We start from the raw sequence: 26,006 nt of genomic DNA on the forward strand, positions 1-26,006 counted from the left end.
ATTCCGGATCGGTGACTACCCTGCCGGAACGGAATTAGGACGGCCGGAAATTTGAAGCGACTTTGTACGGAAGCAGTTTAAGGGTTTATTTATACTGGATTTTATTATACAAGCAGAAAAAAATAGAAAATGGAAAGTCGGAAGTTACTGATTGTCGGAACCGGAACCGGTATATACCCGGACGGAAAACTGAGAACAGGATTATGGCTCAGCGAGCTCACTCACCTTTACGATAGCTCAAAAAAGAGAGCTTATGACGTTGTGGTTGCAAGTCCGAAAGGAGGCGATATTCCCGTCGATCCTCTGAGTCTGAAACCGTTGTACCTGGACAAACTATCCAAAGGCTATTGGAACAATGCGAAGTTCCGGGATATGTTACGGCATACGAAAAGTCTGGAGGAAGTGTCCGTACAGCTGTTCGACTGCATTTATTTAGCCGGAGGACACGGCTCGATGTTTGATTTCCCGGATAATGCCGTTTTGCAAACGCTCGTCAGAAAACACTATGAACACCATAAGATAGTTAGCGCTATTTGCCACGGAGTATGCGGATTATTAAACGTGAAACTATCGGATGGCCGGTACCTGGTAAAAGGTAAAAAGATCACGGGATTTAGCTGGTTTGAAGAAAGCCTTGCCAGGAGGAAAAAAGTCGTGCCTTTCAATCTCGAAGCTGCGTTGAAAGAACGGGAGGCGGATTACAGAAAGGCATTTATTCCGATGATACCTGAAGTCGTAACAGACGGAAATCTGATTACGGGGCAGGATCCGTTTAGTTCCCGAAAAATGGCTGAGGTCGTTATGCGGCAATTCAATAAATAACAGAAAGTATGAATTTGGAAGAAACTTTGAATTTTCGTCGTGCAGTACGGGTATTCGATAAGGACAAACCGATAGATCCTGAAAAGGTAAAGCATTGTCTGGAATTAGCCGCATTAGCTCCCAGCAGTTCGAATATGCAGTTGTGGGAGTTTTATCACATCACACAGCCTGAAAAAATGGCCGGAATTTCCGAGGCCTGCCTGGGGCAGACTGCTACGGCAACGGCAGCGGAAATCGTTGTATTCGTAACCCGTCAGGACCTGTACCGGAAACGGGCAAAATTTGTCCTCGATTTCGAAAGGGGAAACGTCCGCCGGAACAGTCCGGAAGAACGACAGGCCAAACGTATCAAAGACCGGGAGTTGTACTATGGAAAATTGATGCCTTTCCTCTATGCCCGGTTTTTCGGAATCTTAGGCCTGTTCAGGGTGCTGTTAGCCAAAGTTATCGGTCTTTTCCGTCCTATCGTGCGCGAAGTTTCGGAATGCGATATGCGTGTCACAGTGAACAAGTCCTGTGCACTTGCCGCTCAGACATTCATGATTGCAATGGCTAACGAAAAGTATGACACTTGCCCGTTGGAAGGCTTTGATAGTAAACGGATTAAAAAATTGCTGAAATTACCCTCCGGAGCCGGAATCAATATGGTTATTCCTTGCGGTATACGAAACGGGGAGAAAGGGATCTGGGGAGAGCGTTGCAGACTGCCCTTCGATTCGATCTATCATCGCACTTAATATCGCTTGGGGCTTCTTATCTACCTGAGGCTTCCGGTTGGGGAGAACAAACTCTGTGTCCGGCTCTTTTGGGTGGAATGAAATAAGGGGTATTCTTTTTCCGCTACTTTTAACGACTTAAAAAAGATAACGGATAGGTTGTGATCCTTTTATTTACCTATTGGTATCCTGCTTTTTGCTGTAAGAAGAATAGTAAAATAATACTTGTTTTCTACTCTATTCCTCCGCATTTTATCCATTTTAGGAGAATTCTTATTATATTTGTGTCAAATGTAAAAGAAATGAAGCTACTTTTGTGTGGCATATTGACGTTGTTCCTGTTTCTTGCTTCAGAAATGAGGGAAGAAAAGAGCGGAAGGGGAGAAAATCCTGTATCTGTCCTTTCTGAGACAAATGCGGAATGGGGGGTTGCCGGTCAGAGCTGCGGAAAAAATTTCTTTCACCCTTATAAAAATTGGGACGAACTGCTGGCTTATACGGTGGATTTGTCCGGTCAATATAAAGGAGTCTCTTCTGTGCCGGGAGGTATGGCAACTTCCGTGCGGAATGTGGGGGCTGCTTTACTTTCTGCTCTGAAGACGGAAAAATATAGTGATATGTTGTCTGTGCGTTATCTGCATGGTTTTTACGTTTATTTTCTACAGAGGATTCTTATTTAGATTCTTTTTTCATCGGTAGCTACGGTTTGGGGTTTCTCTTCAATGGGAAGAGGGTTGTTTATTTATGTTACCGTAGTGTAAATTTTACTACTCAGACTTGTTTTCTGAAGAAATGGTATATTTTTTGAATTAATCTATACGACAACTTTTTTAAATGAATTTTCGTTAAAAGGTTGTGGTATGGAGATATTGAAAGCATAAATTAAAATTATGGCAGAGAAATTCGGATATGTTACCCAGGTAATCGGACCTGTGGTAGACGTAATATTTGAGGAGGGCGGAGAAAGTTTACCGCCGATTTACGAAGCCCTGGAGATAGAAAGAGATACGGGGGAGAAATTGATTATAGAAGTAGAGCAACATATTGGGGAAGATACGGTGCGCTGCGTGGCCATGGATACTACCGATGGCCTTCACCGGGGGATGAAAGCCCGGGATCTGGGACATACGCTGACGATGCCGGTGGGCCGGCAAATTAAGGGGAGATTGATGAATGTCACAGGAGATGCCATCGACCATCTGGCTCCTTTGGATTATTCCGAGACCCGTTCTATACATCAGGAAGCTCCGAAGTTTAAGGATTTATCGATCACCGAGGAATTTATGTTTACGGGAATAAAGGTGATCGATTTACTGGAACCTTATTCAAAAGGGGGAAAAATCGGATTGTTCGGGGGTGCGGGAGTCGGGAAGACGGTTTTGATTATGGAACTGATCAATAATATAGCCAAGGGACATAACGGTTATTCTGTATTTACCGGAGTGGGGGAACGGACGAGGGAAGGGAACGATCTGTTGCGGGAGATGATAGAATCCGGGGTAATTAATTATGGGGAGACTTTTTTAGAAGAGATGAAAAAGGGTGATTGGGATGTGAAGCGTGTGGATATGGAGAAAGTAAATCAGTCCCAGGCTACGTTGGTATTCGGCCAAATGAACGAACCACCCGGAGCCCGCTTGAGGGTTGCATTGTCAGGGTTGACGGTGGCAGAAATGTTCCGGGATTCCAATGAAGGCGGAAATGAAATATTGCTTTTTATCGACAATATTTTCCGTTTTACGCAAGCCGGTTCGGAAGTGTCGGCCTTGTTGGGGCGTATGCCTTCAGCTGTGGGGTATCAGCCCACTTTGGCTTCTGAAATGGGAAAATTGCAGGAGAGAATAGCTTCTACAAAATACGGTTCCATTACTTCTGTACAAGCTATTTACGTACCGGCAGACGATTTAACCGATCCTGCACCGGCGACGACTTTCAGCTTTCTTGATGCAACTACTGTATTAAGCCGTAAGATTACGGAGTTAGGTATTTATCCGGCTGTGGATCCCTTGGAATCTTCCTCCAGGATACTGGATCCGAATATTGTGGGAGAGGAACATTACAATACGGCCCAGCAAGTTATTGAATTGTTACAGCATTATAATGAGCTGCAGGATATCATTGCCATTCTGGGAGTGGATGAATTGTCGGATGCTGATAAAACAGTGGTGGGAAGGGCAAGACGGGCTCAGCGTTTTTTATCCCAGCCTTTTCATGTAGCTGAGCAATATACCGGTATTCCGGGGGTTATGGTGCCTTTGGAAGAGACGATCCGGGGTTTTCGAATGATTCTGAACGGGGAAATGGATGAATATCCGGAACAAGCTTTTATGAATGTTGGGACGATAGATGAGGTGATTCAGAAGGGTAAGGAAATGATGGCAAAGGCCGGAAAGTAAGAATAATAAATGGAAATTATGATATTAAGAGTCATATCTACAGAGAAGATTCTTTTTGACGGGGCAGTCGACCGGGTGACTTTGCCCGGAAGTTGCGGTCCTTTTACCGTATTGGAGAATCATGCTCCTTTGATTTCGACCCTTCTACCGGGAGAGATTGTGTATTTCACTGAAGGTAAGGAGGCAAAGATTGCTGTAACGGGTGGAATTGTAGAGGTAAGAGCCAACCGGATTGCCGTATGTCTGAATTAAAAGGGGTACAGGCAGTATGGCTCCTACGGAACGAGGGATAGGGAAGGCTTTTGTTCAAAATACTGAATATGAGAAAAATAATTATATGTTTGTCTGTTTTGTTTCTTTTTCTGTTTACTGCTGGAGCTTTTGCAGCGGAGCAGGGAAAGGAGAAAAATACTTTCAATCCGAAGGATGCCATTTTCAGTCATTTGGGGGATGAATACGGATGGAATATTACTTTACCGCATGGAAGGAGTATTCAGATTCCCTTACCGGTTATTGTGCATGGGGAAGAAGGGTGGTATATTTTCAGTTCTTCCCGTTTACGGGAGGGAAAGTCGTATGAGGGATTTTACATTGCTTCCGGTGGAGAGTATGATGGGAAAGTGGTTGGGGAGAAGGAGGGAAAGCTATACAGGCCTCTGGATTTGTCCGTAACGAAAAATGTATTGGCTTTATTCATTACAGCTATCGTTGTCATGTGGGTACTTTTCCCCCTGAAACGTTGGTACCGTCGGAATCCGCTTGTAGCGCCCCGCCGGGGCTTAGGCTTGATAGAAATGATTATTGATATGGTGTATAAGGAGGTAATCGTAGCTGTATTGGAAGGGGAAGCCCGGCGGTTTGCCCCGTATTTACTGACATTGTTTTTCTTCATTTTATTTTCCAACTGGCTCGGCATGATTGTCGTTTTTCCGGGAGGGGCAAATGTAATGGGGAATATATCGGTTACCTTGGTATTGGCTTTGTGCACATTTGTGGTAGTGAATGTATCGGGAACCAAAAAATATTGGAAAGAGATTGTATGGCCGGATGTCCCGGCATGGTTAAAATTTCCGTTACCGATTTTGCCTTTGATAGAAATCTTTGGCGTATTTACGAAGCCGGTCGCTTTGATGATCCGTTTGTTTGCCAATATGATGGCCGGTCATTTGATTACCTTGGTATTGATTGCACTGATATTTGTTTTCGGAGCGTTGGGAACAGCTGCCATGGCTGGTTCCACGGTGATTGCTGTACTGTTTGCCGTATTTATGAATCTGATCGATTTTTTGATTTGTTTTATACAGGCGTATGTATTTATGATGCTGTCGACTATATTTATTAGTTTGGCAAGGGTAGGAAGTAAATCTGCTTCCTGAACTGTATCGGAGAAGAAATAATGAAATATTGATAACGATTTAAAATTGAGAAGTATGTTAAGTTTTATTGCATTACAAATGGCGGCCGGATTGAGTCTGGCAAAAATAGGTGCTTGTATCGGAGCGGGTTTAGCTGCTATCGGGGCCGGGATCGGTATCGGTAAAATCGGTGCAAATGCCATGGATGCGATTGCGCGTCAGCCGGAAGAAACGAACAGTATCCGGACAAATATGATTGTAATAGCTGCTTTGATAGAGGGAGTGGCATTGTTTGCGATTATTGTTTGTATTATCGCCTTGTTTGTATAGGATTAACTCCGGAAGAGGAAATGGAATCGTCCTTTTTCAATAAAAAATAAGATTATGGCATTATTTGAGCCGGAATTCGGACTGGTATTCTGGATGTTGGTCGTTTTTCTGATTCTTTTGGGAATATTGGCAAAGTTTGCCTGGCCAATGATTATCAAAAGTGTGGACGAACGGGCCGATTTTATCGACAAAGGGGTGCAGTATGCCCAGCAGGCGATAGAAGAAAAGAGACAGGCGGAAAAGGATGCAAAAGCTTTATATTCAGAGGCTCAGCGGCGGCAGCTGGAGATCTTACAGGAAGCCCAGCGGTTGAAAGAGAATATTGTCAGGGAGGCCCGGAAAGCAGCGTCGCAGGAAGCTCAGAAAGTATTGGAAGCAGCCCGTTTGGCAGCTGAACAGACAAAAAGAGAAGCAGAAGTACAGATGCGCCGGAGAGTGAGCAAATTGTCACTGGAGATTGCCGGGAAAGTGATTCGGGAAGATTTATCCGGAAAGGAAGCTCAGGAGAAAATGGTGGAAAAATTTCTGGATGAACTGGAGAATAAAAATTGATGAAAAGGAGTAGTTTACGTTTTTTTCGTAAACTCCGGAAGAGAATAGCCGTAAATTTCAGTAGAAAGGATAACACATGAACGAAGGATTAATCTCACAGCGGTATGCAAAAGCTTTGTTCCGGTACGCGAAAGAACTGGGAGTAGAGGAATTGGTCTATGAGAAAATGAAGTTATTTTTGGATAATTACGGAGCTTATCCGGATTTGCAGAAAGCTTTGTTGAATCCTGTGCTGTCTCCGAAGGATAAGGAATTATTGCTTTCGACGGCTATCGGAATTGAACCGGGAGAGGCATATATACGGGCTATCCGGTTACTGATCAGGAATCACCGGGAGAGTTATATGAGAACTATTGCGTTGATATATGAGGATATTTATCGCAAAGCAAACGGTATTATCCGGGTGAATATTATCACGGCCCGGGAATTGGAGCCGGCCGTAATGGAAAAGATCAAAAAATTGGTGACTGAACATACCTCCAGGCGGGTAGAATTTTACAGTTCCGTAGATCCTCAGATCATCGGTGGCTTTATTTTGAAAATCGGTTCGGAAGAGTTGGATGCTTCTGTGAGAAAAGAATTGAAACAGATTCGTTCGGAAATGTTGAAAGTGTGAGAAACGGATAAAAGGGAAAGAAAAATTCCGGGAAAATGAGTTATGTAAGGGAATTAAAAGAAAAATGTTATGAGTAAAGTGGATGAAGTTTCGAATATACTCGAAATGCAGCTTAAAGGAATAGATACGAAGACCGTTTTTGAGGAAGTTGGAACCGTTTTGGAAGTAGGCGACGGGGTGGCTCACGTGTTTGGATTGGACAATGTACGTTCTAGCGAATTGGTGGAATTCGAAAATGGAGTGAGGGGGGTAGCGATGAATCTGGAACAGGATAATGTAGGAGTTATTCTGATGAATGCAGGTGACCGGGTAAAAGAAAATTTTACGGTGAAACGGACCGGACATATTGCTTCCATAAAAGTTGGGGAAGGTTTGTTGGGAAGGGTAGTAAATACCTTGGGGGACCCTATTGACGGGGCCGGACCGATTGAAGGGGAAACACTGGAGTTGCCATTGGAACGGAAAGCACCGGGGGTTATTTTCCGGCAACCGGTGAAGGAACCTTTGCAGACCGGGATCAAGGCTGTCGATTCGATGGTCCCTATCGGCCGGGGACAACGGGAGTTGATTATCGGTGACCGTCAGACCGGAAAAACGGCCATTGCTGTCGATACGATACTCAACCAAAGGGAAAATTTCCGGAAGGGAGATCCGGTATATTGTATCTATGTCGCTATCGGACAAAAGGCTTCGTCTGTAGCTACTTTAGTGAATACGTTGCGGGAAAAAGGAGCTTTGGAATATTGTATTATCGTAGCTGCCAACGCATCCGATTCGGCAGCTATGCGTTATTATGCACCGTTTGCGGGGGCATCTATCGGAGAATATTTTCGGGATAGCGGGCGAAATGCCCTGGTGGTATACGACGATCTCTCCAAACAGGCAGTAGCTTACCGGGAGATTTCCCTGATTCTGAGGCGTCCTTCCGGAAGGGAAGCTTACCCGGGAGATATATTTTATCTGCATTCCCGTTTGTTGGAGAGGGCAGCCCGTATTATTTCCAACGATGAAGTCGCTGCTCAGATGAACGATTTGCCGGAAGTGCTGAGGCCTGTCATAAAAGGAGGCGGGTCTTTGACGGCTTTACCGATCATTGAGACTCAGGCAGGCGATGTTTCGGCATATATTCCGACCAATGTGATTTCTATTACCGACGGACAGATTTTTTTGGATACAGCCTTGTTTAACGAAGGAACACGACCGGCCATAAACGTAGGAATATCCGTATCCCGTGTGGGAGGAAACGCACAGTTGAAATCAATGAAAAAAATAGCGGGAACGTTAAAAATCGATCAGGCCCAGTACCGGGAACTGGAGGCATTTTCTAAATTCGGAGGAGATATGGACCCCGTGACGGCTATGGTAATTGATAAAGGACGTAAAAATGCAAGATTACTGATACAGCCGCAGTATTCCCCTATGCCGGTAGAAGAAGAGGTGGCGGTCATTTATTGTGGTACGCAGGGATTGTTGAAAGAGGTGCCTTTACACCATGTGTCGGATTTTGAAAAATTGTATCTGGAACTCTTGCATGCCCGCTACCGTGAAGAAGTATTGGATCGCTTGAAAGAAGGAATTCTGGATGAGAAAGTGGAGGAACTGATGACGGCTGTCGCAGCGGAGGTAACAGAACGTTTTAAAATTTAAGCGTTTGTAAAAGGGGGAGAGGTAAAAAGACGTTTTCAAAAGTATAATGGACAAATAAAAGGGTAGAAGACTGAAATGAAAGGAATTTCTTTTAGTACAAGGGAAATAAAAGAAGGTATTTATGGCAACAATGCGTGAATTGAAGCGAAGGATTGGGTCTGTCCAATCTTCTCAGAAAATTACCGGGGCGATGAAGATGATTTCATCTGCCCGGCTACGGAAAGCAGAGATTGCGTTGAACCGGGCCATGCCTTATGAAGAACAATTGCGGTCTATATTGAATCATGTGAATGAGAGGGATTGCGATTTTATTTCCCCTTTACGGCAGGAACGGGACATACATCAGGTTGCCTTGGTGGTGCTGGGATCGGATGAAGGACTGTGCGGAGCTTTTAATATCAATATATATAAAAAGTTAGTCCAGGCAGTAGAAGAATACCGTTCGCAGGGAATTATGCAACCGGATGTGTATGCTGTGGGAAAGAAGATCGTAGGGGATGTGAAGCGGATGAAGAATATCAGCTTCAGGGAAGTGCCGGATTTATTTGCTGCCGCTCAGTATGCGGAGGGGGTCAAAGCCTTGTCGGACGAACTGATCGGCCGCTTTCAAACGGGGGAGATCGACCGGGTGGAAGTGATTTATACGCATTTTAAAAGTATGGGAACCCAGACGGTAGAACGCTTACATTTGTTGCCACTGAGGCCTCATAAACAGGATGAACAGGCTGGTCCCGACCGTCAGGAAAAGCAATTGATTTATATTTATGAACCCGGATGCCGGGAAATTTTTGAAATTTTATATCCTTTAATTGTCCGGACAATGTTTTATAAGGTGTTATTGGAAAATCAAACTTCAGAGCAGGCTGTACGAATAGTGGCTATGCAGATGGCCAGTGACAATGCCTATAAATTGCTGGGTAATTTACAATTGGAATACAATAAGCTGCGGCAGCAGGGAATTACCACAGAATTACTGGATATGGCCGGAGGAAACGTACAGGAGTAAAAGCAGAGCCGGTTGTTTAAGCTTGATTCTCAGTATAAGGGATTGTCCAGGAAGTAATTGTGGTGTATGCATTCTTTTTTGTTATAAAACTTTCGTTCGTTTGGATCTTTCCTGCAGCAGAAATTGATTTTACGTTTCAGTTGATAGGTACTTTATGGGTGTTGGTCGGTATAAATAAAGGATTAATCAGTATAAATAGGGAATTCGTATAATAAAATTGTTCTTTAACTGCTCTTTTTTTATTTTTGTGTGAGTGAAGTGAAAAGTGTTTGTAAAATCTGATTGGAAAAGCACCAATCGTTTATTATTAATTCTCTCAACGGGATTTTGTGAAACGATTGCTGAGTGAAATAAGTAGAAAACATACAAAGTAATACAGGTTTAGTTAGTTTAGAGTGATTAGGTTTGTGTGAAGCCGCCCAAAGGGCGGCTTCAGTAATTCTATCAGAGCGGGACCCTCTGGGGTATTGCTCCCGGAAAATCTGACCGGTCGTAGAAAACAGACTTTATGTTCCGGTTTGTATCGGTATTTTAAGCCATGTATTTATCGGTTTAAACGGCGGATTCGTCGACAGAAACAAGGGGTATGTCTAATAAAATTGTCCCTTGCAGCTACATCTTTTATTTTTGTTTATATAAAATGTTTGTAAGGCCTCATGGCAAGGCCGAAATCAAACTTATTAAAACAAAAATAAGACGATTATGAAGAGGGTTATTATTTCGGTTATACTTTTTATCCTGGGAATGATTTCACCGGGGAAAGCTCAGGAGAAAACGTGGAGTTTACAGGATTGCATCGACTATGCCCTGGAACAGAATATCCAGGTGAGAAAGAGTAAAATTGCATGGGAAGAAAGCAAGGAGAACACCTTACAATCCCGGGCGCAGCTTTTCCCTTCCCTGTCCTTTTCTTCCGGACAAAGTTTGGTCAATCACCCCAAAACGACGGATACAGATAAAAATAGCTATACGGGTACTTATGGTTTCAATTCCTCTGTAAGTCTTTACCGGGGAGGAGAATTGCGTTTGAACATCCGGCAACAGGAATTGCAGAATAAAATACAGGAATTGTATATTCAGGAAGCCGAAAATAATATTGAAATTGCTATTACAGAGGGTTATTTGCAGGTTTTATATGCTGCTGAGTCAGTAGAAATCAACAAAAAAACGGTAGAGATTTCTGAAGCTCAGTGTGAAAGAGCCCGGGAGTTGTATGCTGCCGGGGATATCGCGCAGAGTGATCTGGCTCAACTGCTATCCCAATACAGTGCAGATAAGTATCAGTTGGTAGTGGCTCAGACAGCATTGGATGAAAAGAAGTTGGAACTGAAGCAATTATTGGAACTGGATATATCCGCTGTTATAGAATTGGATATTCCTGAAATTCAAGAAAATGAAGTATTGCAAGTTTTACCTTCCAAAGAAGTTATCTATGCTGCAGCCCTTGATTTTATGCCGGAGATTAAAAATGGCCGGCTGGCTGTAAGTGCTGCGGAATATGATGTGGCGATTGCCCGTTCCGGGTATTTGCCTTCCTTAGATCTGACGGCCGGAATAGGAAGCAGTCATCTTTCCGGATCCGGTTATTCCTTTTCAAACCAGATGAAAAATAATTTTAATGAGAGCATAGGGGTGACACTGAGTATTCCGATTTACAGTAACCGGAAAAATAAGTCTGCCCTGAAGATTGCCCGTTTAAAAGTAGAAGATGCAGATTTGGATTATCTGAATACCCAGAAAGATTTACTGAAAACGGTGGAGACCGTCTATCTGGACGCCGTTTCTTCCCAGGATCGTTATCGCTCGGCTATGGAAAGTGTGAATGCTGCCCGCCAGAGTTTTACACTGGTACAGGAACAATTTAATCTGGGAATGAAAAATACGCTGGAAATGCTTACGGAAAAGAATAATTTACTGATAGCTCAACAGGAGATTGTTCAGGCTAAATATATGGCTATTTTGAGCCAGCAATTATTGGGTTTTTACCAGGGGAAAGGAATTCAATTGGGCCGTCGGCAGAATAATACAGATAATATTTAAATCAATATAGCATGAAAAAGAGTAAACTGATAACAATCGGAGGCGCTATTGTCGTTATCGGATTGTGCGGCTATTTTTTCCTGGGAGCTTCTGATAAGGGAAAAGTGGACTGGGAAACGGTAAAGGTAAGGCGTGGTTCTATGTCGAATATGGTTTCGGCTACCGGTACTGTGGAGCCGGTGACGAAAGTGGATGTCGGTACACAGGTCTCCGGCATTATCGATAAGATTTATGTGGATTACAACAGTGTCGTAAAAAAGGGACAGCTGATCGCTGAGATGGATAAAGTAACCTTACAGGCAGAACTCGAATCCCAGGAGGCAGTCCTTGCCAATGCGAAGGCGGAATTCGACTATCAGCAGAAAAATTATGCCCGTAAAAAGGTGCTGTTTGAAAAAAAGCTGATCAGCGATAGCGATTATGAAACGGCTACTTATGATTACGAAAAGGCGAAAAGTTCTTATGAAAAGTCAAGGGCAGATATCATAAAAGTACGGAGAAATCTGGGATATGCCGTTATCACCAGTCCGATAGACGGAGTGGTGATCAGCCGGGAAGTAGAGGAAGGGCAGACGGTGGCTGCCGGTTTTGAAACCCCTACGCTGTTTACAATAGCTAGGGATCTGACTGAAATGCAGGTGGTAGCCGATGTAGATGAGGCCGATATCGGTCAGGTCGGGGAAGGGCAGCGGGTAACTTTTTCTGTCGATGCTTATCCCAATGACCTGTTTGAAGGAGAAGTAACTCAGGTTCGTTTGGAAGCTACCGTCGAATCCAATGTCGTAACTTATGAGGTGGTAATCAGTGCTCCGAATCCCGACCTGAAGCTGAAACCCGGCTTGACTGCTACGGTGTCTATTTATACTTTGGAAAAAGAAAATGTACCCGTAATCCCTGCCAAAGCGCTGAAGTTTGTGCCGGATGAGCAGATTGCACAGGCAAACGGATACAGGGTATATGCTATTGATGTGGAGAATACTGCTTTGCAAAAAACCGTATGGGTAAAGGAAGGATTCACTTTACAGGAAAAAGAGGTTACGACCGGAACGACCGTCAATTCCCTGGTTGAAATTGTAGAGGGTGTGGGGGAAAATGAGGAAGTTGTAGTAGAAATGGTGGGGGTCAGGAAGGGAACTATCGGAAAGCCTGCACCCGGCGAAGGCGAAACGAGTCCTTTTATGCCTAAACCTCCCGGCCAAAAGAAAAATAAGGCAAAAAACTAAAATTTCAGGTTTAAATGTTTTCGGAAAATGAATGCAATTATTGAATTGAAAAATTTAAAGCGGGATTTTTGGGTCGGAAATGAGAAGGTGCACGCTTTGAGGGAGGTGTCTTTTGTCATCCGTCCCGGAGAATTTGTAACCATCATGGGAACCAGCGGGTCCGGGAAATCAACTCTTCTGAATATTTTAGGCTGTTTGGATACTCCCACTGCCGGGGATTACTGGCTGGATGGATATTCTGTACGGCAAATGGGGAAAAATGAACGGGCGGAATTGAGAAACCACAAAATCGGGTTTGTATTTCAGTCGTATAATTTGTTACCCAAGACAACTGCTATTGAGAATGTGGAATTGCCGTTAATGTACAATCCGGCAGTGTCTGCTAAGGAGAGAGAACGACGGGCAATAGCGGCCTTAGAGGCTGTAGGATTGCACGACCGGCTTTATCATAAATCCAATCAGATGTCCGGAGGGCAGCAGCAGCGGGTGGCCATTGCCCGGGCGTTAGTGAACGACCCTGTATTGATACTGGCTGATGAAGCAACGGGAAATCTGGACACCCGGACTTCCTTTGAGATCCTGAGTTTGTTTCAGGATTTATACGCCCGGGGGCGGACCATTGTATTTGTAACGCATAATCCTGAGATTTCGGCTTATAGCAGCCGTACGATTATACTGAAAGACGGAAGAATAATACAGGATACAGAAAATGAGCATATTGCTTCTGTTAAAGAAGCTCTGGCAGCTATGCCGAAGGCGGAGGATTGATGGAAAGACAGAAAGAATCCGCTTTTTGTCCAAATTTAAAATGAAAGAGAATGAACTTTACGAATTTATTCAGAATAGCTTTACGGGCTTTGGGAAACAATAAGATGAGGGGATTTCTGACAATGCTGGGAATTATTATCGGGGTGGCTTCTGTGATTACGATGCTGGCTATCGGACAGGGATCCAAGCGGAGTATCCGGGCTCAGATTGCAGAGATGGGATCGAATATGATTATGATTCATCCGGGAGCCGATATGCGTGGAGGAGTCCGTCTGGATGCTTCCGCTATGCAAAGTCTGAAACTGGAGGATTATCATTCCATTGTGGAGGAAGCCCGTTTCGTATCAGCCTGTTCTCCTTCCGTAAGCAGCGGAGGACAGACGATCTACGGAGCCAATAACTATCCGACTACTGTCTATGGGGTGAATCCGGATTACCTGGAAATCCGGAAATATTCCGTAGCCGGAGGCGAAATGTTTTCCGATCAGGATATACTGAGCTCGGCTAAGGTTTGTGTAATCGGAAAGACAATAGTAGATAACCTTTTTACCAACGGGGAAGAACCTGTCGGAAAGATTATACGTTTCGGGAAGATTCCTTTCCGGGTGATAGGGGTACTGACTTCCAAGGGATATAACACTATGGGGATGGACCAGGACGACCTTATTCTGGCTCCTTATACGACGATACAAAAAAGGGTTTTGGCAATAACTCATTTACAAAGTATATTCTGTTCGGCAGTCACCGAGGACCGAACGGAGGAAGCCGAGGCAGAAATTTCCGATATTTTACGCCGGAACCATAAACTGAAAGATACGGACGAGGATGATTTCAATATCCGTTCCCAGCAGGAGTTGAGTACGATGATGAATTCTACAACCGACATGATGACCATGCTTCTGGCCTGTATTGCCGGAATCTCTTTATTAGTAGGAGGGATTGGGATTATGAATATTATGTATGTTTCTGTCACAGAACGGACCCGGGAAATCGGTTTACGCATGTCTATCGGAGCCAAAGGGCGGGATATTTTGGCCCAGTTCCTGATTGAAGCAATATTGATCAGCGTAACAGGGGGAATTATAGGGGTCGTTCTGGGTATCGGTGCTTCCTGGATTGTAAAAGCCATAGCCGGCTGGCCTGTCTATGTCCAATTGTATTCGGTCATTCTCTCTTTTATCGTATGTACGGTTACAGGAATATTTTTCGGATGGTATCCGGCACAGAAAGCTTCCAATTTAGATCCGATTGAAGCCATTCGTTATGAATAAAAAAAATCTTTAACTTTGCTTTATGAAACAAGCAGATAAAAGACAAACCCTATTGTGGTTAATTCACCTGATCGGCTGGGGAATTATGTTCGGTTTTCCGTTTTTTTTCGCCAGCCGGGAAGGGAATCCGATAACCTTCCGCTGGTACCTGGGATATGTATTTGTGCCGGTCGCCTTTATGCTCGTTTTTTATATAAACTACTTCTGGTGGATTGACCGTATTCTTTTCCGGAAAAAACTGTTTCAGTTTATTGTATTGAATATTCTGCTGATCAGTGCTGTTTGTTTTTGTCTGGATGCCTGGATGCATTTTTATTTCCAGAATTTTCTCAAGGATACTTTTACAGCTCATCCCGGACCTCCGAAAGTAATGGTTATTTCCCGCGATTTTATGCTGATGGGACTGACTGCCGGATTGAGTGTAGCGATACGGGTAACCGGAAATTGGTATAAAATGGAAACCGAACGGAAGGAGTTGGAAAAAGGAAGGGCCGAAGCTGAATTAAAGAGTTTAAAAAATCAGTTAAATCCCCATTTTTTATTCAATACGCTCAATAATATTTATTCCTTGATTGCTTTTAATCCGGAGACAGCCCAGCATGCAGTACACGATTTAAGCCGTTTACTGAGGTATATTCTTTATGAAAACAATCAGAATTTAGTCCCCTTGGCAAAAGAAATCGAGTTTATCGACAATTATATTGCTCTGATGAAAATCCGTTTGCCGCAAGAGGTTGTCGTTGAAACGGATATTTATTCAGAGAGAAATGTCGAAATTGCTCCGTTGCTTTTCATTACGCTGGTGGAAAATGCGTTCAAACACGGGGTAAGCCCGACGGCCCCTTCTTTTATTTCAATAGATTTGCATACGGTAGGAGAAAGGGAAGTGTTGTGCCGGGTGGAAAACAGTTATTTTCCTAAAAAACAAGGGGATAGAAGCGGGTCCGGGATCGGATTGGAAAATTTGCGGAAACGGTTGGCTCTCCTCTATCCGGGACATTTTATTCTGGTGGCGGAGAAACAGGGAGAAACATTTGTAGCAGAATTGAGAATCAGAATTTAAAGAAGGAGGCGCAGATGAATTTGAATTGTTGTATCATTGATGACGAGCCACTGGCTCTGGGATTGTTGGAGAGCTATGTGCAAAAAACACCCTTTCTGACTTTGTGCGGAAAATACAACAGTGCCCTGGCAGCGATGCAGGAGATGCCGTTTGAAAATGTGGACCTGCTTTTTTTGGATATCCAGATGCCAGAATTGGACGGAATGGAATTTTCCAGGATGGTCGGAGACCGGACACGGATTGTCTTTACTACAGCTTTCGAACAATATGCCCTGGACAGCTATAAGGTAAATGCCCTGGATTATCTGGTAAAGCCGGTTTCGTATACCGATTTCTTACAGGCCGCCAACAAGGCCTTGCAATGGTATGAACGGACAAGACAAGGAAACAGGATTAAATTAAGACATATCTTTGTAAAGACGGAGTATAAGCTGGTTCAGATCGAACTGGAAAAAATTCTTTATATCGAAGGACTGAAAGATTACGTAAAGATCTACCTGGAAGATGAACCGCAGCCTCTTGTTTCCTTGATGAGTATGAAAACGCTGGAAGAATTACTGCCGGCTGAGGACTTTATCCGTGTACATCGTTCTTATATTGTACAGGGAGATAAAATTAAGGTCATTGAACGGAACCGTATCATTTTTGGTAAACAATATATTCCTGTCTCGGATTCTTATAAAGATAAATTTGCCGCTTTTTTAAGTGAAAGGGGAGTCCGATAGGAAAGAGTTTTATGATATCCCGATTTCTCAAAATGGGCAGATACTCAGGGATAAAAATACAAGGATTGGTATAAGCATTATACCGGTCCGGACAAATGAACAAAGTTAAAAAGTCATTTTTAAAAAGGCTACAGTACAATCAAAACTGTAGCCTTTTATATGCTGTAAAATGAACTATTTTTTCGTACCGGAAAGTATCTTTCATTTTCTCTGTATTTTTCAGAATAAAAGTTTTTGCTGTTTTGTGCTGTACAGGTTTTGTCAGGAAAGAAGTGTTTGAGAAACTTGAATATTCTTCAGGAGATTTTAACTTCTGCAACTTTTTCGGGTTTTGATTATACATTTGAATTTTTGTTAAAAATATTTATCTTTGGAAGCGTGTAAAAAATCAAAAACAAAACATAGCATGGAACAAGAGGAACAGAAATTGAACTCATTGCCCGAGAATGCATATCGGGAACTGAAGCCGGGAGAGGTATATAAACCAATGATGCCGGCAAATAGTAAGCCGAAGGAGGTAACCCTGTATTCTGTGGTTTTCGGTATCATTATGGCCGTGATATTTTCTGCGGCGGCGGCATATCTGGGGTTGAAAGTTGGTCAGGTATTTGAAGCGGCTATCCCGATCGCTATTATTGCTGTCGGAGTGGGGAATTTAGCGAAAAAGAATAATATGCTGGGGCAGAATGTGATCATTCAGTCCATCGGAGCCAGCTCGGGGGTAATCGTAGCCGGGGCAATTTTTACTTTACCTGCTTTGTATATCCTGGGCTTGGAAGCAGAGTTCTATCAAATTTTTCTCTCTTCGCTTTTAGGTGGTTTATTGGGTATTTTGATGTTGATTCCTTTCCGGAAATATTTTGTCAAGGATATGCATGGGAAATATCCTTTCCCGGAAGCTACGGCGACTACTGAAGTACTGGTGTCGGGGGAAAAGAAGGGAAATCAGGCGAAGTTGCTGGCTGTTAGCGGATTGGTCGGCGGTTTGTACGATTTCTTTATCAGTACGTTTGGCTGGTGGACAGAAAATATTTCTACCCGTATTGTCGGTTGCGGAGAAGTATTGGCCGAGAAATTGAAATTGGTATTTAAAGTGAATACGGGTGCAGCCGTGCTGGGGTTAGGATATATTATCGGATTGAAATATGCTGCAATTATTTGTGCCGGTTCATTTGCCGTATGGTTTGTATTGATTCCTTTTATCAGTTATTTCGGAGATGGGCAGACGATAGCGGTAGGGGAAGGAATTACTACACTATTAAGAGATATGAGTCCGGAAGAAATATTCCGGAATTATGCCCGTCATATCGGAATTGGCGGTATCGCAATGGCCGGTATTATCGGAATCATCCGCTCGTCCAAAATTATCCGCCAGGCTGTAGGTTTGGCTGTCAATGAATTGAAAGGGAAAAAGACTGCCGAAGAAACCGTTGAACGGACCCAGAAAGACCTGACGATGAAGTTTATCATGATCGGTATTCTGGCTACTTTGGTCACTACTTTCCTGTTTTTCCAGTTCGGTGTATTGGGAAATTGGTTTCAGACCATAGTTGCTATTTTGATTGTTTTTGTCATTTCGTTCTTATTCACTACGGTAGCGGCGAATGCCATTGCTATTGTCGGGACGAATCCGGTTTCCGGGATGACGTTGATGACGCTGATACTGGCTTCTTTGGTATTAGTCAGTGCAGGATTGAGCGGAACCAATGGTATGATGGCCGCTATGGTAATCGGCGGAGTGGTTTGTACGGCTTTATCTATGGCCGGAGGTTTTATTACCGATTTGAAAATCGGTTACTGGCTGGGGACGACTCCGGCAAAACAGGAAACCTGGAAATTTTTGGGTACGGCTGTTTCAGCTGCTACAGTTGCCGGAGTAATGATTATTCTGAATAAAACCTACGGGTTTACCGGAGAAGGGGCTTTGGTGGCTCCCCAGGCCAATGCGATGGCAGCGGTAATCAAACCCTTGATGGAAGGGGGCGCTACTCCCTGGATGTTGTATTTTGCCGGAGCAGCATTGGCGCTGATTCTGACAATGATCGGAGTACCGGCATTGGCTTTTGCCTTGGGAATGTTTATTCCGCTGGAACTGAATACGCCTTTATTAATCGGTGGTTTGGTGAGTTGGTTCGTATCTACCCGCAGTAAGGACGAGGGGATAAATAAGGCCAGACGGGACAGGGGAACCCTGATTGCTTCCGGATTTATTGCCGGAGGTGCCCTGATGGGAGTAATCAGTGCTATATTGAAATATGCCGGAGCCGACTGGTATACGGTTTGGAGTGGAGCAGAATGGCTGGCAGTAGTGATGTATATCGTGATTATCGGTTACTTTATCTGGGACGCTATGCGCGGAAAAAAGGAATAGAACGAAACGGAAGGAGGGGTTTGTTTAAATGTGAAAATGTTCAAGTGTATAAGGGTTTAAATGCGGACATGAGAGAGGAGAAACTTAAACACTAGACTGATGGATTTTCGTATAAATTATTCGGCTTTTGGAGGATAAATAAATAAAAAATGAAGATATGGAATTAAAAGAACGTTTTTTAAAATATGTAGGATTTGATACGCAGAGTGATCCGGAGAGTGAAAAATTTCCATCTACGGATAAACAACTTGTATTGCTCAGATACCTGGCTGAGGAAATGAAATCGCTTGGGTTGACTGAAGTCGAGATGGATCGGTATGGGTATGTCATGGGTACTTTGCCGGCAACAAAAGGATATGAAGATCGTCCTGTCATCGGTTTTATTTCTCATGTGGATACGAGTCCGGATATGAACGGAGCGAATATTCATCCTCAGATCATAGAAGATTATGACGGAAAAGATATCCGTCTGAATGAAAACCTGAGCATGACGGTAGCAGATTTCCCTGAATTGACGTTTTTTAAAGGGCATACTTTGATCACAACGGACGGAACTTCTTTATTGGGGGCAGATGATAAGGCCGGGGTGGCAGAAATTATGACGGCTGCAGAATACCTGATCGGGCATCCTGAAATTCCGCATGGAAAAATACGGATTGGGTTTACGCCGGATGAAGAAATCGGCCGGGGAGTCGACTTTTTTGATGTTTCCCGTTTCGGGGCTAAGTTTGCCTATACAATGGACGGAGGATTCGAAGGGGAACTGGAATATGAAAACTTCAATGCTGCCGGTGCTAAAATTGTTATACAGGGACGTAATATTCATCCGGGATATGCCAAGGATAAGATGTTGAATGCTTTACAGCTGGCTACTGAAATAAATGGCATGCTCCCGGCATGGGAGCGGCCTGAACATACCGAAGGGTATGAAGGATTCTATCATCTGACCGCTATCAGCGGCGGAGTTGAAAGTGCAGTAATCGAATATATCATCCGGGACCATTCCCGGGAGAAATTTGAAGCAAAGAAACAATACCTCATTCGGGTAACGGATTATTTAACTCAAAAATACGGAGAAGGTGTAATTACCTTGAATTTAAAAGATCAGTATTATAACATGCAGGAAATGGTAGAACCTTATCCGGAAGTAATCGACAAGGCCCTCGAAGCTATGAAAGAAGCCGGAGTTACTCCTGTCGTACGTCCTATCCGCGGCGGTACCGACGGCGCCCGGCTTTCTTATATGGGATTGCCTTGTCCGAACCTTTTTACCGGTGGCATGAATTTCCACGGCAAATATGAGTACTGTTCCTTAAATACCATGCAAAAAGCCATGCAGACCATACTGAATCTGGCCGGCCTTTGGGCAAAATAAATTTTTTGTTCCGCTTTGGAATTCGTCCAGCCTCCGGACTTTAATCTATTTATTCGGAGATTTTGTTTGGATATTCTTTATCCTTACAAAGTCTCTGATTTCTTTATTTGCCCGTTTTAGTCATTTTTATACTGTGAGGGGATTTAATGTCTTTCTCTTTGGCAAATAACTGATGCTTTGATGTTTCAGTAATGGTAAAGATTTAATAATGTAACTTTTCTGTTTGTATACTTCCCCCTGTACTGCTTCATTTCCAGGCCATTTTTTTATTTTTAAATACTATAATTATCCATTTTCTTTTTTCTTCCAAAATCTGACGTTTTTAGGGTTTCAAAAAAGCCTGAAAAATGCCAGAATAAGGCTTGTTCAGATTTTACTTTATCCGGTAGCAGGCATTTTAAATTATTTTTGGAAAAGGTAGAATTAGAGGGTAAGGGGACTTATTTTATGGATTATTACGATTTAGAAAAATATTACCCCAATACCGGTACTTTTAAAATGGATCATGAAAGATATTTGAATAATAAGGAAAATAATATTATTTCCAGTATGAGAAACACTGATTACGGAGAAACCATTATAAAAGCTTCCCGTGAACCTGATTTTTTATCAGCACGATAGGGTATGATATGTAAAAAATGTGATTCAAGAACCCGGAGTAAAGAATTGGGATTTTTATGAGCATGGTCCTGAATTTAAGTTTATTTTTCAAATAAAAAACCAGTCCGACACTACTTTTAGTTTTCCGATATCGGAAGATCCTCATCAATGGGTTCATAGCGGGGAATTTTGGTATGATTTTAATTATCGTGGGAAACAATATGCAAAATTTTCTGGAGTAATGTTTGAGATATTTTCTGGAGTAGTAGGCAAGGACACTTTAGACGTATTGCCTTCCAGTATTTCTATTTTACCTCATCAGTCAATAGAAGTATGGACCTATCCCCAATTTTTGACATCTATTCCCAATCTTTCAGCTAATGATGATTACACGCGTATTTTACTGGAAATATTACCAACTTTAAAAGTATATTATAAAACTCCGGATTTTACTTTAGTTACGACAGAAATACAGGAGGTTTCTGTAGATTACTATGTAAAGGATGAATAATTATTTTATTACAGGAGTTAATGCGGTCGTTTTTAAAATTGTTTTTAAATAACGGGAAGTGGCTGACTGAAAAATAAACTTTTTCGGTCGGCCTTATTTAATTGTGTTTGTTTCTCTGCGGGAGAGATATCCAAAAAAAATCAACAGAGGTACAACTTTGGGAGCTTAATCAGCAAGGCTTTCCGGCTTTTTGGTTTGCGAACACATGATTTTGGTAAATGAATATGCATCCATATATCAGTTCTGCTGATTGTAGCGTATCCGTCAATGTATAATTAGAAAGGACGAATTTTCAAAAAGAAAACTTTCGTTTTGGGAAGCCGGACGGATTGAAAAAGTAGTGTTCGGGATATTTTTATCTTTCGTGAGCAAACATGAATCTGTTTGATCCGGTATAAATGCCCCTTGATTTTTTGTACATTTTTACGTTTATATATCCGGACATTTTAAAGTCAGGCTGTCTTCAATACGGCAGTTTTGCGGGCGGTATAGCGTTTGCATTGCTGGCTGATACCGTAACCGAGAAGGGCTCCGATGATAAAATCTTCTTCCGGAGTAAGGCAGTTAAGGGGACGGTTGATGATCAGTTGTACAGTTTGGATGCATTCTTCCTTTCCGAAAAAGAGGTTGATATTGTGGTTGCCGAGTTCCTGCTTAAAAAAGGAGATATTCAGCCGTTGCAGGCGTTTTATTGCGAATTCTGTATCAGCAGCATTTAAAGTGCAAAGAGCCATATTTCTGACCCCTTTTTGTAATTCATAAATATGATGCAGAAAAATTTTTATTTCTCCGGAAGTAGCACAGGTGGCGGGCATAATATTCTATTTTTGGGACCGGATGTCTGATGGCAAAGACATCCGGTTTACAATTATTAATCAATAAGGGCTGACCTATTCTAAACAGCTTTGTTTTAATTGGTTGATCCATTTATTTAAACGTTCTTCCGTGCGATCGGATTCATTCATTTCGTCGAGTGCCAAACCGACAAAGCGGTCGTTTACAACGGCTTTGGAATCACTGAAGGTATAACCCTCTGTGTCGCAATCTCCGCAGAAGGAACAACCGCTGTTCTGTAGCTCTTCATAAATAATTCCGATGGCATCACAGAAGGTGGTATCATAGGAGGAGGAATCTCCGCAGCCGAACAGGGCAACTGTCTTACCGCTAAGGTTCGTTTTTTTCAACTTGTCGAGGAAACTGTACCAGTCGTCCTGTAGTTCTCCCAATCCCCAGGTAGAACTGCCCAGAATCAATACTTCATAAGCATCGACCGAAGAAACTTCTGCATTTGCTACATCATAAATATCTGCATCAGACACATCCAGTAAAGTGGCAATCTGTCTGGCTATGGTTTCGGTTGTTCCGGTAGTGGAACCATAAAATATTCCGGTTTTTTTCATTTGTTATTTGTTTTGATTATATGACAAAATTACTAGCAGAAGGTACGTGAAAAAATCCCTTAATGTTGTGATTTGCGGGGTAGAAATTCACTGAGAATAGGGGAAAGTTTTCTTTTGTATGCATTCGTTTGTTCAAATTGATTCGGATAAATTATTTTTTAATTTATAAATTAAATTTATATTTGCGTCTTCAATTGTTTTTATGAAGCAAATTATCCTATATGGACTGTTCGTTTTATTTCCCCTGTTACTGGGCGTAGCAGAGGCAGGAATCGTCGCAGATTCCGCTCAGGGGACAGGAAATACAGCTCTAGAGTTGTCAGAAGGGACGGAAGGGTATAATGCTTCTCCTTCTCTTTTTGAAAATGCATACGGGGAACTTGTCTTAGATATCAATCATTTTACTTCGAATTATAAGTCTTATATATGGTTGAATGCAAATAGGAAGGATTTCCGGAGTACTGCTTTAGTCTTATGTTTATTTAAGGAGTCTTTGCCCGTTGCTTTTTATGCCGATCCTACGGCTTACTATATATATAGGCTCCGTAAAATTGTAATCTAGTTTTTGCTTCATATTTTTTCTTTCCGGAAGTTGCAATGATTCTCTGTAGTTAAGTTATGCTGCGGACTTAAATTTATTTTTATGAATTTTACTTTATTAGTAGTTGTATTGATTACAGCAATTGCTTTGGTTGCGATTGCTTTGGGGGTAGCCCGTTTGATTTCACCCCGTTCTTTTAATGGTCAGAAAGGGGAAGCTTACGAATGCGGAATTCCGACCCGGGGAAAATCCTGGATGCAGTTTAAAGTAGGATATTATCTGTTTGCCATTTTGTTTCTGATGTTTGATGTAGAGACGGTCTTTTTGTTCCCCTGGGCTGTAATTGTGAAGGAAACAGGGATAGACGGGTTGTATTGTATATTGTTTTTTATGATAGTATTGATATTGGGATTGGCGTATGCCTGGAAGAAAGGAGCGTTGGAATGGAAGTAACCGTAAAATCGATGAAGTATGAAGACTTCGAAGACAATGAGTATTTGGAACAACTGTGGGCATCCGGAACGAATGTTATCGTGGGGTGTCTGGACGAACTCATCAATTGGGGACGCTCGAATTCGGTGTGGCCGCTTACATTTGCTACAAGTTGCTGCGGTATCGAATTTATGGCGGTGGGAGCCGCCCGTTATGATTTTGCCCGTTTTGGCTTTGAAGTAACCCGGGCGAGCCCGCGTCAGGCGGATGTCATTGTGGTAGCCGGTACGATCGTACATAAGATGGCTCCGGTATTGAGGCGTTTATACGATCAGATGGCAGAGCCGAAATACGTCATTGCTATGGGAGGATGCGCCATTTCCGGAGGGCCATTCCGCAAATCCTATCACGTAGTACAGGGAGTGAATACTATATTGCCGGTGGATGTGTATGTGCCGGGATGCCCTCCCCGTCCGGAAGCTTTGTTGTATGGGATGATGCAATTACAACGTAAGATTAAAGTACAAAAATTTCTGGGCGATGTAAACCGGAAAGAGAGAAAGGAGTGAGCCCCGAAGCGTATTCGTTTCCTTCAGGGAATACGATAATAATTAGAGTAAAATATGGAGAATTTAAAAGAATATATAGCAGGATGGGCGCCGGAAGCTGTAGAAGAAAAAGGGGAAGTCTTAACAGTAAGGGTAGAACCCGGGGATTTCCGGGAACTGGCTGTTCATTTGCGGAATGATCTTGAATTCGATTATCTGGTCTGTATGACCGGGATGGACTGGGGAGAAAAATTAGGCGTAATCTATCATTTCCGTTCCACGCTTTCCGGGGAGAATTTAGTGGTAAAAACGGAAGCTGCCGACCGGGAAAAACCGGAATTGTTTACAGTTTGCGATTTATGGGCTGCTGCCGGTTTGAATGAACGGGAAATTTTTGATTTTTTCGGTATCCGTTTTATCAATCATCCGGATATGCGTCGTTTATTTTTACGGAATGATTGGGTGGGATATCCTTTACGGAAAGATTACGATGCCGGTGAAGTGTTGAATCCGGTGCGTTTGGAGAGCGATGAGACCCTGGACGTGACTCCGGTGCTGGAAGCTCAGGAGGATGGAATTGTAGAAGAAAAGGAAAATGTCGTATTCGAAGATTCGGAATATGTAGTCAACATAGGTCCTCAGCATCCGGCGACTCATGGGGTACTGCGTTTCCGGGTATCGCTGGAGGGGGAGATTGTGAAAAAAGTCGACGTCAATTGCGGTTATATCCACCGGGGAATAGAGAAAATGTGTGAAAGTATGACCTATCCCCAAACACTGGCTTTAACCGACCGGCTGGATTATTTGTCGGCTCATCAGAACCGCCATGCCTTATGTATGTGTATCGAAAAGGCTTTGGGACTGGAAGTTCCCGAAAGGGCTGTTTATATACGGGTCGTTATGGACGAATTGACCCGGGTAGCTTCACATTTGTTGTTTTGGTCTACTTTCTGTATGGATTTAGGGGCTTTGACAGCTTTTTTCTATGGATTCCGGGACCGGGAGAAGATACTGAATCTGTTGGAAGAAACGTGCGGGGGCCGTCTGATTATGAATTACAATGTAATCGGGGGTGTGATGGCTGATATACATCCGGATTTTGTGAAAGGGGTGAAGGATTTTATCCGTTATTTGCCTCCTATGATGAAAGAGTACGATGAAGTTTTTACCGGAAATGTGATTGCCCGGCAGCGGATGAAAGGGATAGGGGTATTGACAAGGGAACAGGCAATTTCATTTGGTGTGACGGGGCCTTCCGGAAGGGCTTCCGGCTGGGCCTGTGATGTAAGGAAAAAACTCCCGTATGGGATATACGAAAAGGTGAATTTTAAAGAAATACTCCGGGAAGACGGAGATGTTTTCGGCCGGTATAAAGTGCGGCTGGAGGAAATAACCGAATCCCTCCGCATACTGGAACAATTAATCGATAATATTCCGGAAGGGGCCTACGCCTTAAAAACCAAACCGATTCTTAAATTGCCGGAGGGCAGTTATTTTACCAGTGTAGAAGCCAGTCGCGGGGAGTTCGGGGTATTTATTGAAAGTCGCGGAGAGAAGTACCCGTACCGTTTAAAATTCCGCTCTCCGGGTTTGCCTTTGGTGTCGGTTGTAGATACATTGGCTACAGGCAATAAAATTGCGGATCTCATTGCTATAGGCGGATCGTTGGATTATGTTGTTCCGGATATTGACCGTTGA

The 26,006-nt window shown here is 43.0% G+C and carries 27 protein-coding genes; 25 read left to right on the top strand and 2 right to left on the bottom strand.

The window, feature by feature from the left end:
* Positions 1-129 precede the first annotated feature (129 nt).
* The 21 genes from Q0465_RS11920 (at position 130) to Q0465_RS12020 (ending at position 21,387) form a co-directional block, all read left to right on the top strand.
* Positions 130-822: a type 1 glutamine amidotransferase domain-containing protein gene (locus tag Q0465_RS11920; RefSeq protein ID WP_298616587.1), complete on the top strand. Its 693-nt coding sequence runs from the start codon at positions 130-132 to the stop codon at positions 820-822.
* 8 nt (positions 823-830) lie between these two features.
* Positions 831-1,559 carry a nitroreductase family protein gene (locus tag Q0465_RS11925; protein WP_298616588.1) on the top strand — a complete coding sequence of 243 codons (729 nt, stop codon included), beginning with the start codon at positions 831-833 and terminating at the stop codon, positions 1,557-1,559.
* Positions 1,560-1,840: 281 nt separating this feature from the next.
* Positions 1,841-2,218 (top strand): hypothetical protein, encoded by a 378-nt coding sequence (locus Q0465_RS11930; RefSeq protein ID WP_298616589.1) that lies wholly within the window; start codon positions 1,841-1,843, stop codon positions 2,216-2,218.
* A gap of 210 nt (positions 2,219-2,428) precedes the next feature.
* The gene (gene atpD / locus Q0465_RS11935) at positions 2,429-3,934 is read left to right on the top strand and encodes a F0F1 ATP synthase subunit beta (RefSeq protein ID WP_298616590.1); all 1,506 of its coding nucleotides are present in this window, start codon (positions 2,429-2,431) and stop codon (positions 3,932-3,934) included.
* Positions 3,935-3,952: 18 nt separating this feature from the next.
* The gene (locus tag Q0465_RS11940; protein ID WP_298616591.1) at positions 3,953-4,186 is read left to right on the top strand and encodes a F0F1 ATP synthase subunit epsilon; all 234 of its coding nucleotides are present in this window, start codon (positions 3,953-3,955) and stop codon (positions 4,184-4,186) included.
* A 68-nt stretch (positions 4,187-4,254) separates the two neighbouring features.
* A complete protein-coding gene (gene atpB, locus Q0465_RS11945; RefSeq protein WP_298616592.1) occupies positions 4,255-5,310 on the top strand; it encodes a F0F1 ATP synthase subunit A in 1,056 nt (351 codons plus the stop codon).
* Between the two features lie 54 nt (positions 5,311-5,364).
* On the top strand, positions 5,365-5,619 hold the full coding sequence (gene atpE, locus Q0465_RS11950; protein ID WP_298616593.1) for an ATP synthase F0 subunit C: 255 nt from the start codon (positions 5,365-5,367) through the stop codon (positions 5,617-5,619).
* Between the two features lie 54 nt (positions 5,620-5,673).
* Positions 5,674-6,171 (top strand): F0F1 ATP synthase subunit B, encoded by a 498-nt coding sequence (atpF, locus tag Q0465_RS11955; protein ID WP_298616594.1) that lies wholly within the window; start codon positions 5,674-5,676, stop codon positions 6,169-6,171.
* A 76-nt stretch (positions 6,172-6,247) separates the two neighbouring features.
* A complete protein-coding gene (locus Q0465_RS11960) occupies positions 6,248-6,787 on the top strand; it encodes a F0F1 ATP synthase subunit delta (RefSeq protein ID WP_298616595.1) in 540 nt (179 codons plus the stop codon).
* Between the two features lie 69 nt (positions 6,788-6,856).
* Positions 6,857-8,434 (top strand): F0F1 ATP synthase subunit alpha, encoded by a 1,578-nt coding sequence (gene atpA / locus Q0465_RS11965; protein ID WP_298616596.1) that lies wholly within the window; start codon positions 6,857-6,859, stop codon positions 8,432-8,434.
* Between the two features lie 121 nt (positions 8,435-8,555).
* Positions 8,556-9,440: an ATP synthase F1 subunit gamma gene (gene atpG, locus Q0465_RS11970; RefSeq protein WP_298616597.1), complete on the top strand. Its 885-nt coding sequence runs from the start codon at positions 8,556-8,558 to the stop codon at positions 9,438-9,440.
* A 702-nt stretch (positions 9,441-10,142) separates the two neighbouring features.
* Positions 10,143-11,480 (top strand): TolC family protein, encoded by a 1,338-nt coding sequence (locus Q0465_RS11975; protein ID WP_298616598.1) that lies wholly within the window; start codon positions 10,143-10,145, stop codon positions 11,478-11,480.
* Positions 11,481-11,491: 11 nt separating this feature from the next.
* The gene (locus tag Q0465_RS11980) at positions 11,492-12,703 is read left to right on the top strand and encodes an efflux RND transporter periplasmic adaptor subunit (protein ID WP_298616599.1); all 1,212 of its coding nucleotides are present in this window, start codon (positions 11,492-11,494) and stop codon (positions 12,701-12,703) included.
* Between the two features lie 27 nt (positions 12,704-12,730).
* Positions 12,731-13,471 (top strand): ABC transporter ATP-binding protein, encoded by a 741-nt coding sequence (locus Q0465_RS11985; protein WP_298616600.1) that lies wholly within the window; start codon positions 12,731-12,733, stop codon positions 13,469-13,471.
* 50 nt (positions 13,472-13,521) lie between these two features.
* Positions 13,522-14,742 carry an ABC transporter permease gene (locus Q0465_RS11990; protein WP_298616601.1) on the top strand — a complete coding sequence of 407 codons (1,221 nt, stop codon included), beginning with the start codon at positions 13,522-13,524 and terminating at the stop codon, positions 14,740-14,742.
* Between the two features lie 22 nt (positions 14,743-14,764).
* Entirely contained in the window at positions 14,765-15,805 is a 1,041-nt protein-coding gene (locus tag Q0465_RS11995; RefSeq protein ID WP_298616602.1) for a sensor histidine kinase, read from the top strand.
* Between the two features lie 14 nt (positions 15,806-15,819).
* Positions 15,820-16,530 (top strand): LytTR family DNA-binding domain-containing protein, encoded by a 711-nt coding sequence (locus Q0465_RS12000; RefSeq protein ID WP_298616603.1) that lies wholly within the window; start codon positions 15,820-15,822, stop codon positions 16,528-16,530.
* A 406-nt stretch (positions 16,531-16,936) separates the two neighbouring features.
* Entirely contained in the window at positions 16,937-18,901 is a 1,965-nt protein-coding gene (locus tag Q0465_RS12005) for an OPT family oligopeptide transporter (RefSeq protein ID WP_298616604.1), read from the top strand.
* A 157-nt stretch (positions 18,902-19,058) separates the two neighbouring features.
* Entirely contained in the window at positions 19,059-20,276 is a 1,218-nt protein-coding gene (gene pepT / locus Q0465_RS12010) for a peptidase T (protein ID WP_298616605.1), read from the top strand.
* A 408-nt stretch (positions 20,277-20,684) separates the two neighbouring features.
* Positions 20,685-20,897 (top strand): hypothetical protein, encoded by a 213-nt coding sequence (locus Q0465_RS12015; protein WP_298616606.1) that lies wholly within the window; start codon positions 20,685-20,687, stop codon positions 20,895-20,897.
* 19 nt (positions 20,898-20,916) lie between these two features.
* Positions 20,917-21,387 (top strand): hypothetical protein, encoded by a 471-nt coding sequence (locus tag Q0465_RS12020; protein WP_298616607.1) that lies wholly within the window; start codon positions 20,917-20,919, stop codon positions 21,385-21,387.
* A 452-nt stretch (positions 21,388-21,839) separates the two neighbouring features.
* On the opposite strand, the gene Q0465_RS12025 is transcribed toward Q0465_RS12020, so the two are convergent.
* Together Q0465_RS12025 and fldA are read right to left on the bottom strand one after the other, a co-directional pair.
* Positions 21,840-22,202 (bottom strand): DUF2023 family protein, encoded by a 363-nt coding sequence (locus Q0465_RS12025; protein ID WP_298616608.1) that lies wholly within the window; start codon positions 22,200-22,202, stop codon positions 21,840-21,842.
* Between the two features lie 75 nt (positions 22,203-22,277).
* On the bottom strand, positions 22,278-22,787 hold the full coding sequence (fldA, locus tag Q0465_RS12030; protein WP_298616609.1) for a flavodoxin FldA: 510 nt from the start codon (positions 22,785-22,787) through the stop codon (positions 22,278-22,280).
* 202 nt (positions 22,788-22,989) lie between these two features.
* On the opposite strand from fldA, the gene Q0465_RS12035 reads away from it, so the two are divergent.
* The 4 genes from Q0465_RS12035 (at position 22,990) to Q0465_RS12050 (ending at position 26,006) form a co-directional block, all read left to right on the top strand.
* Positions 22,990-23,349, top strand: a complete 360-nt coding sequence (locus Q0465_RS12035; protein ID WP_298616610.1) for a hypothetical protein — start codon at positions 22,990-22,992, stop codon at positions 23,347-23,349.
* 81 nt (positions 23,350-23,430) lie between these two features.
* Entirely contained in the window at positions 23,431-23,781 is a 351-nt protein-coding gene (locus tag Q0465_RS12040) for an NADH-quinone oxidoreductase subunit A (protein ID WP_298616611.1), read from the top strand.
* Positions 23,772-24,329: an NADH-quinone oxidoreductase subunit B gene (locus Q0465_RS12045; protein ID WP_298616612.1), complete on the top strand. Its 558-nt coding sequence runs from the start codon at positions 23,772-23,774 to the stop codon at positions 24,327-24,329. The genes Q0465_RS12040 and Q0465_RS12045 overlap by 10 nt, the downstream gene beginning before the upstream one ends.
* A gap of 54 nt (positions 24,330-24,383) precedes the next feature.
* Positions 24,384-26,006, top strand: a complete 1,623-nt coding sequence (locus Q0465_RS12050) for an NADH-quinone oxidoreductase subunit D (RefSeq protein WP_298616613.1) — start codon at positions 24,384-24,386, stop codon at positions 26,004-26,006.

It is taken from the genome of uncultured Odoribacter sp. (assembly GCF_937966165.1).
In the GTDB taxonomy this organism is placed as follows: Bacteria; Bacteroidota; Bacteroidia; order Bacteroidales; family Marinifilaceae; genus Culturomica.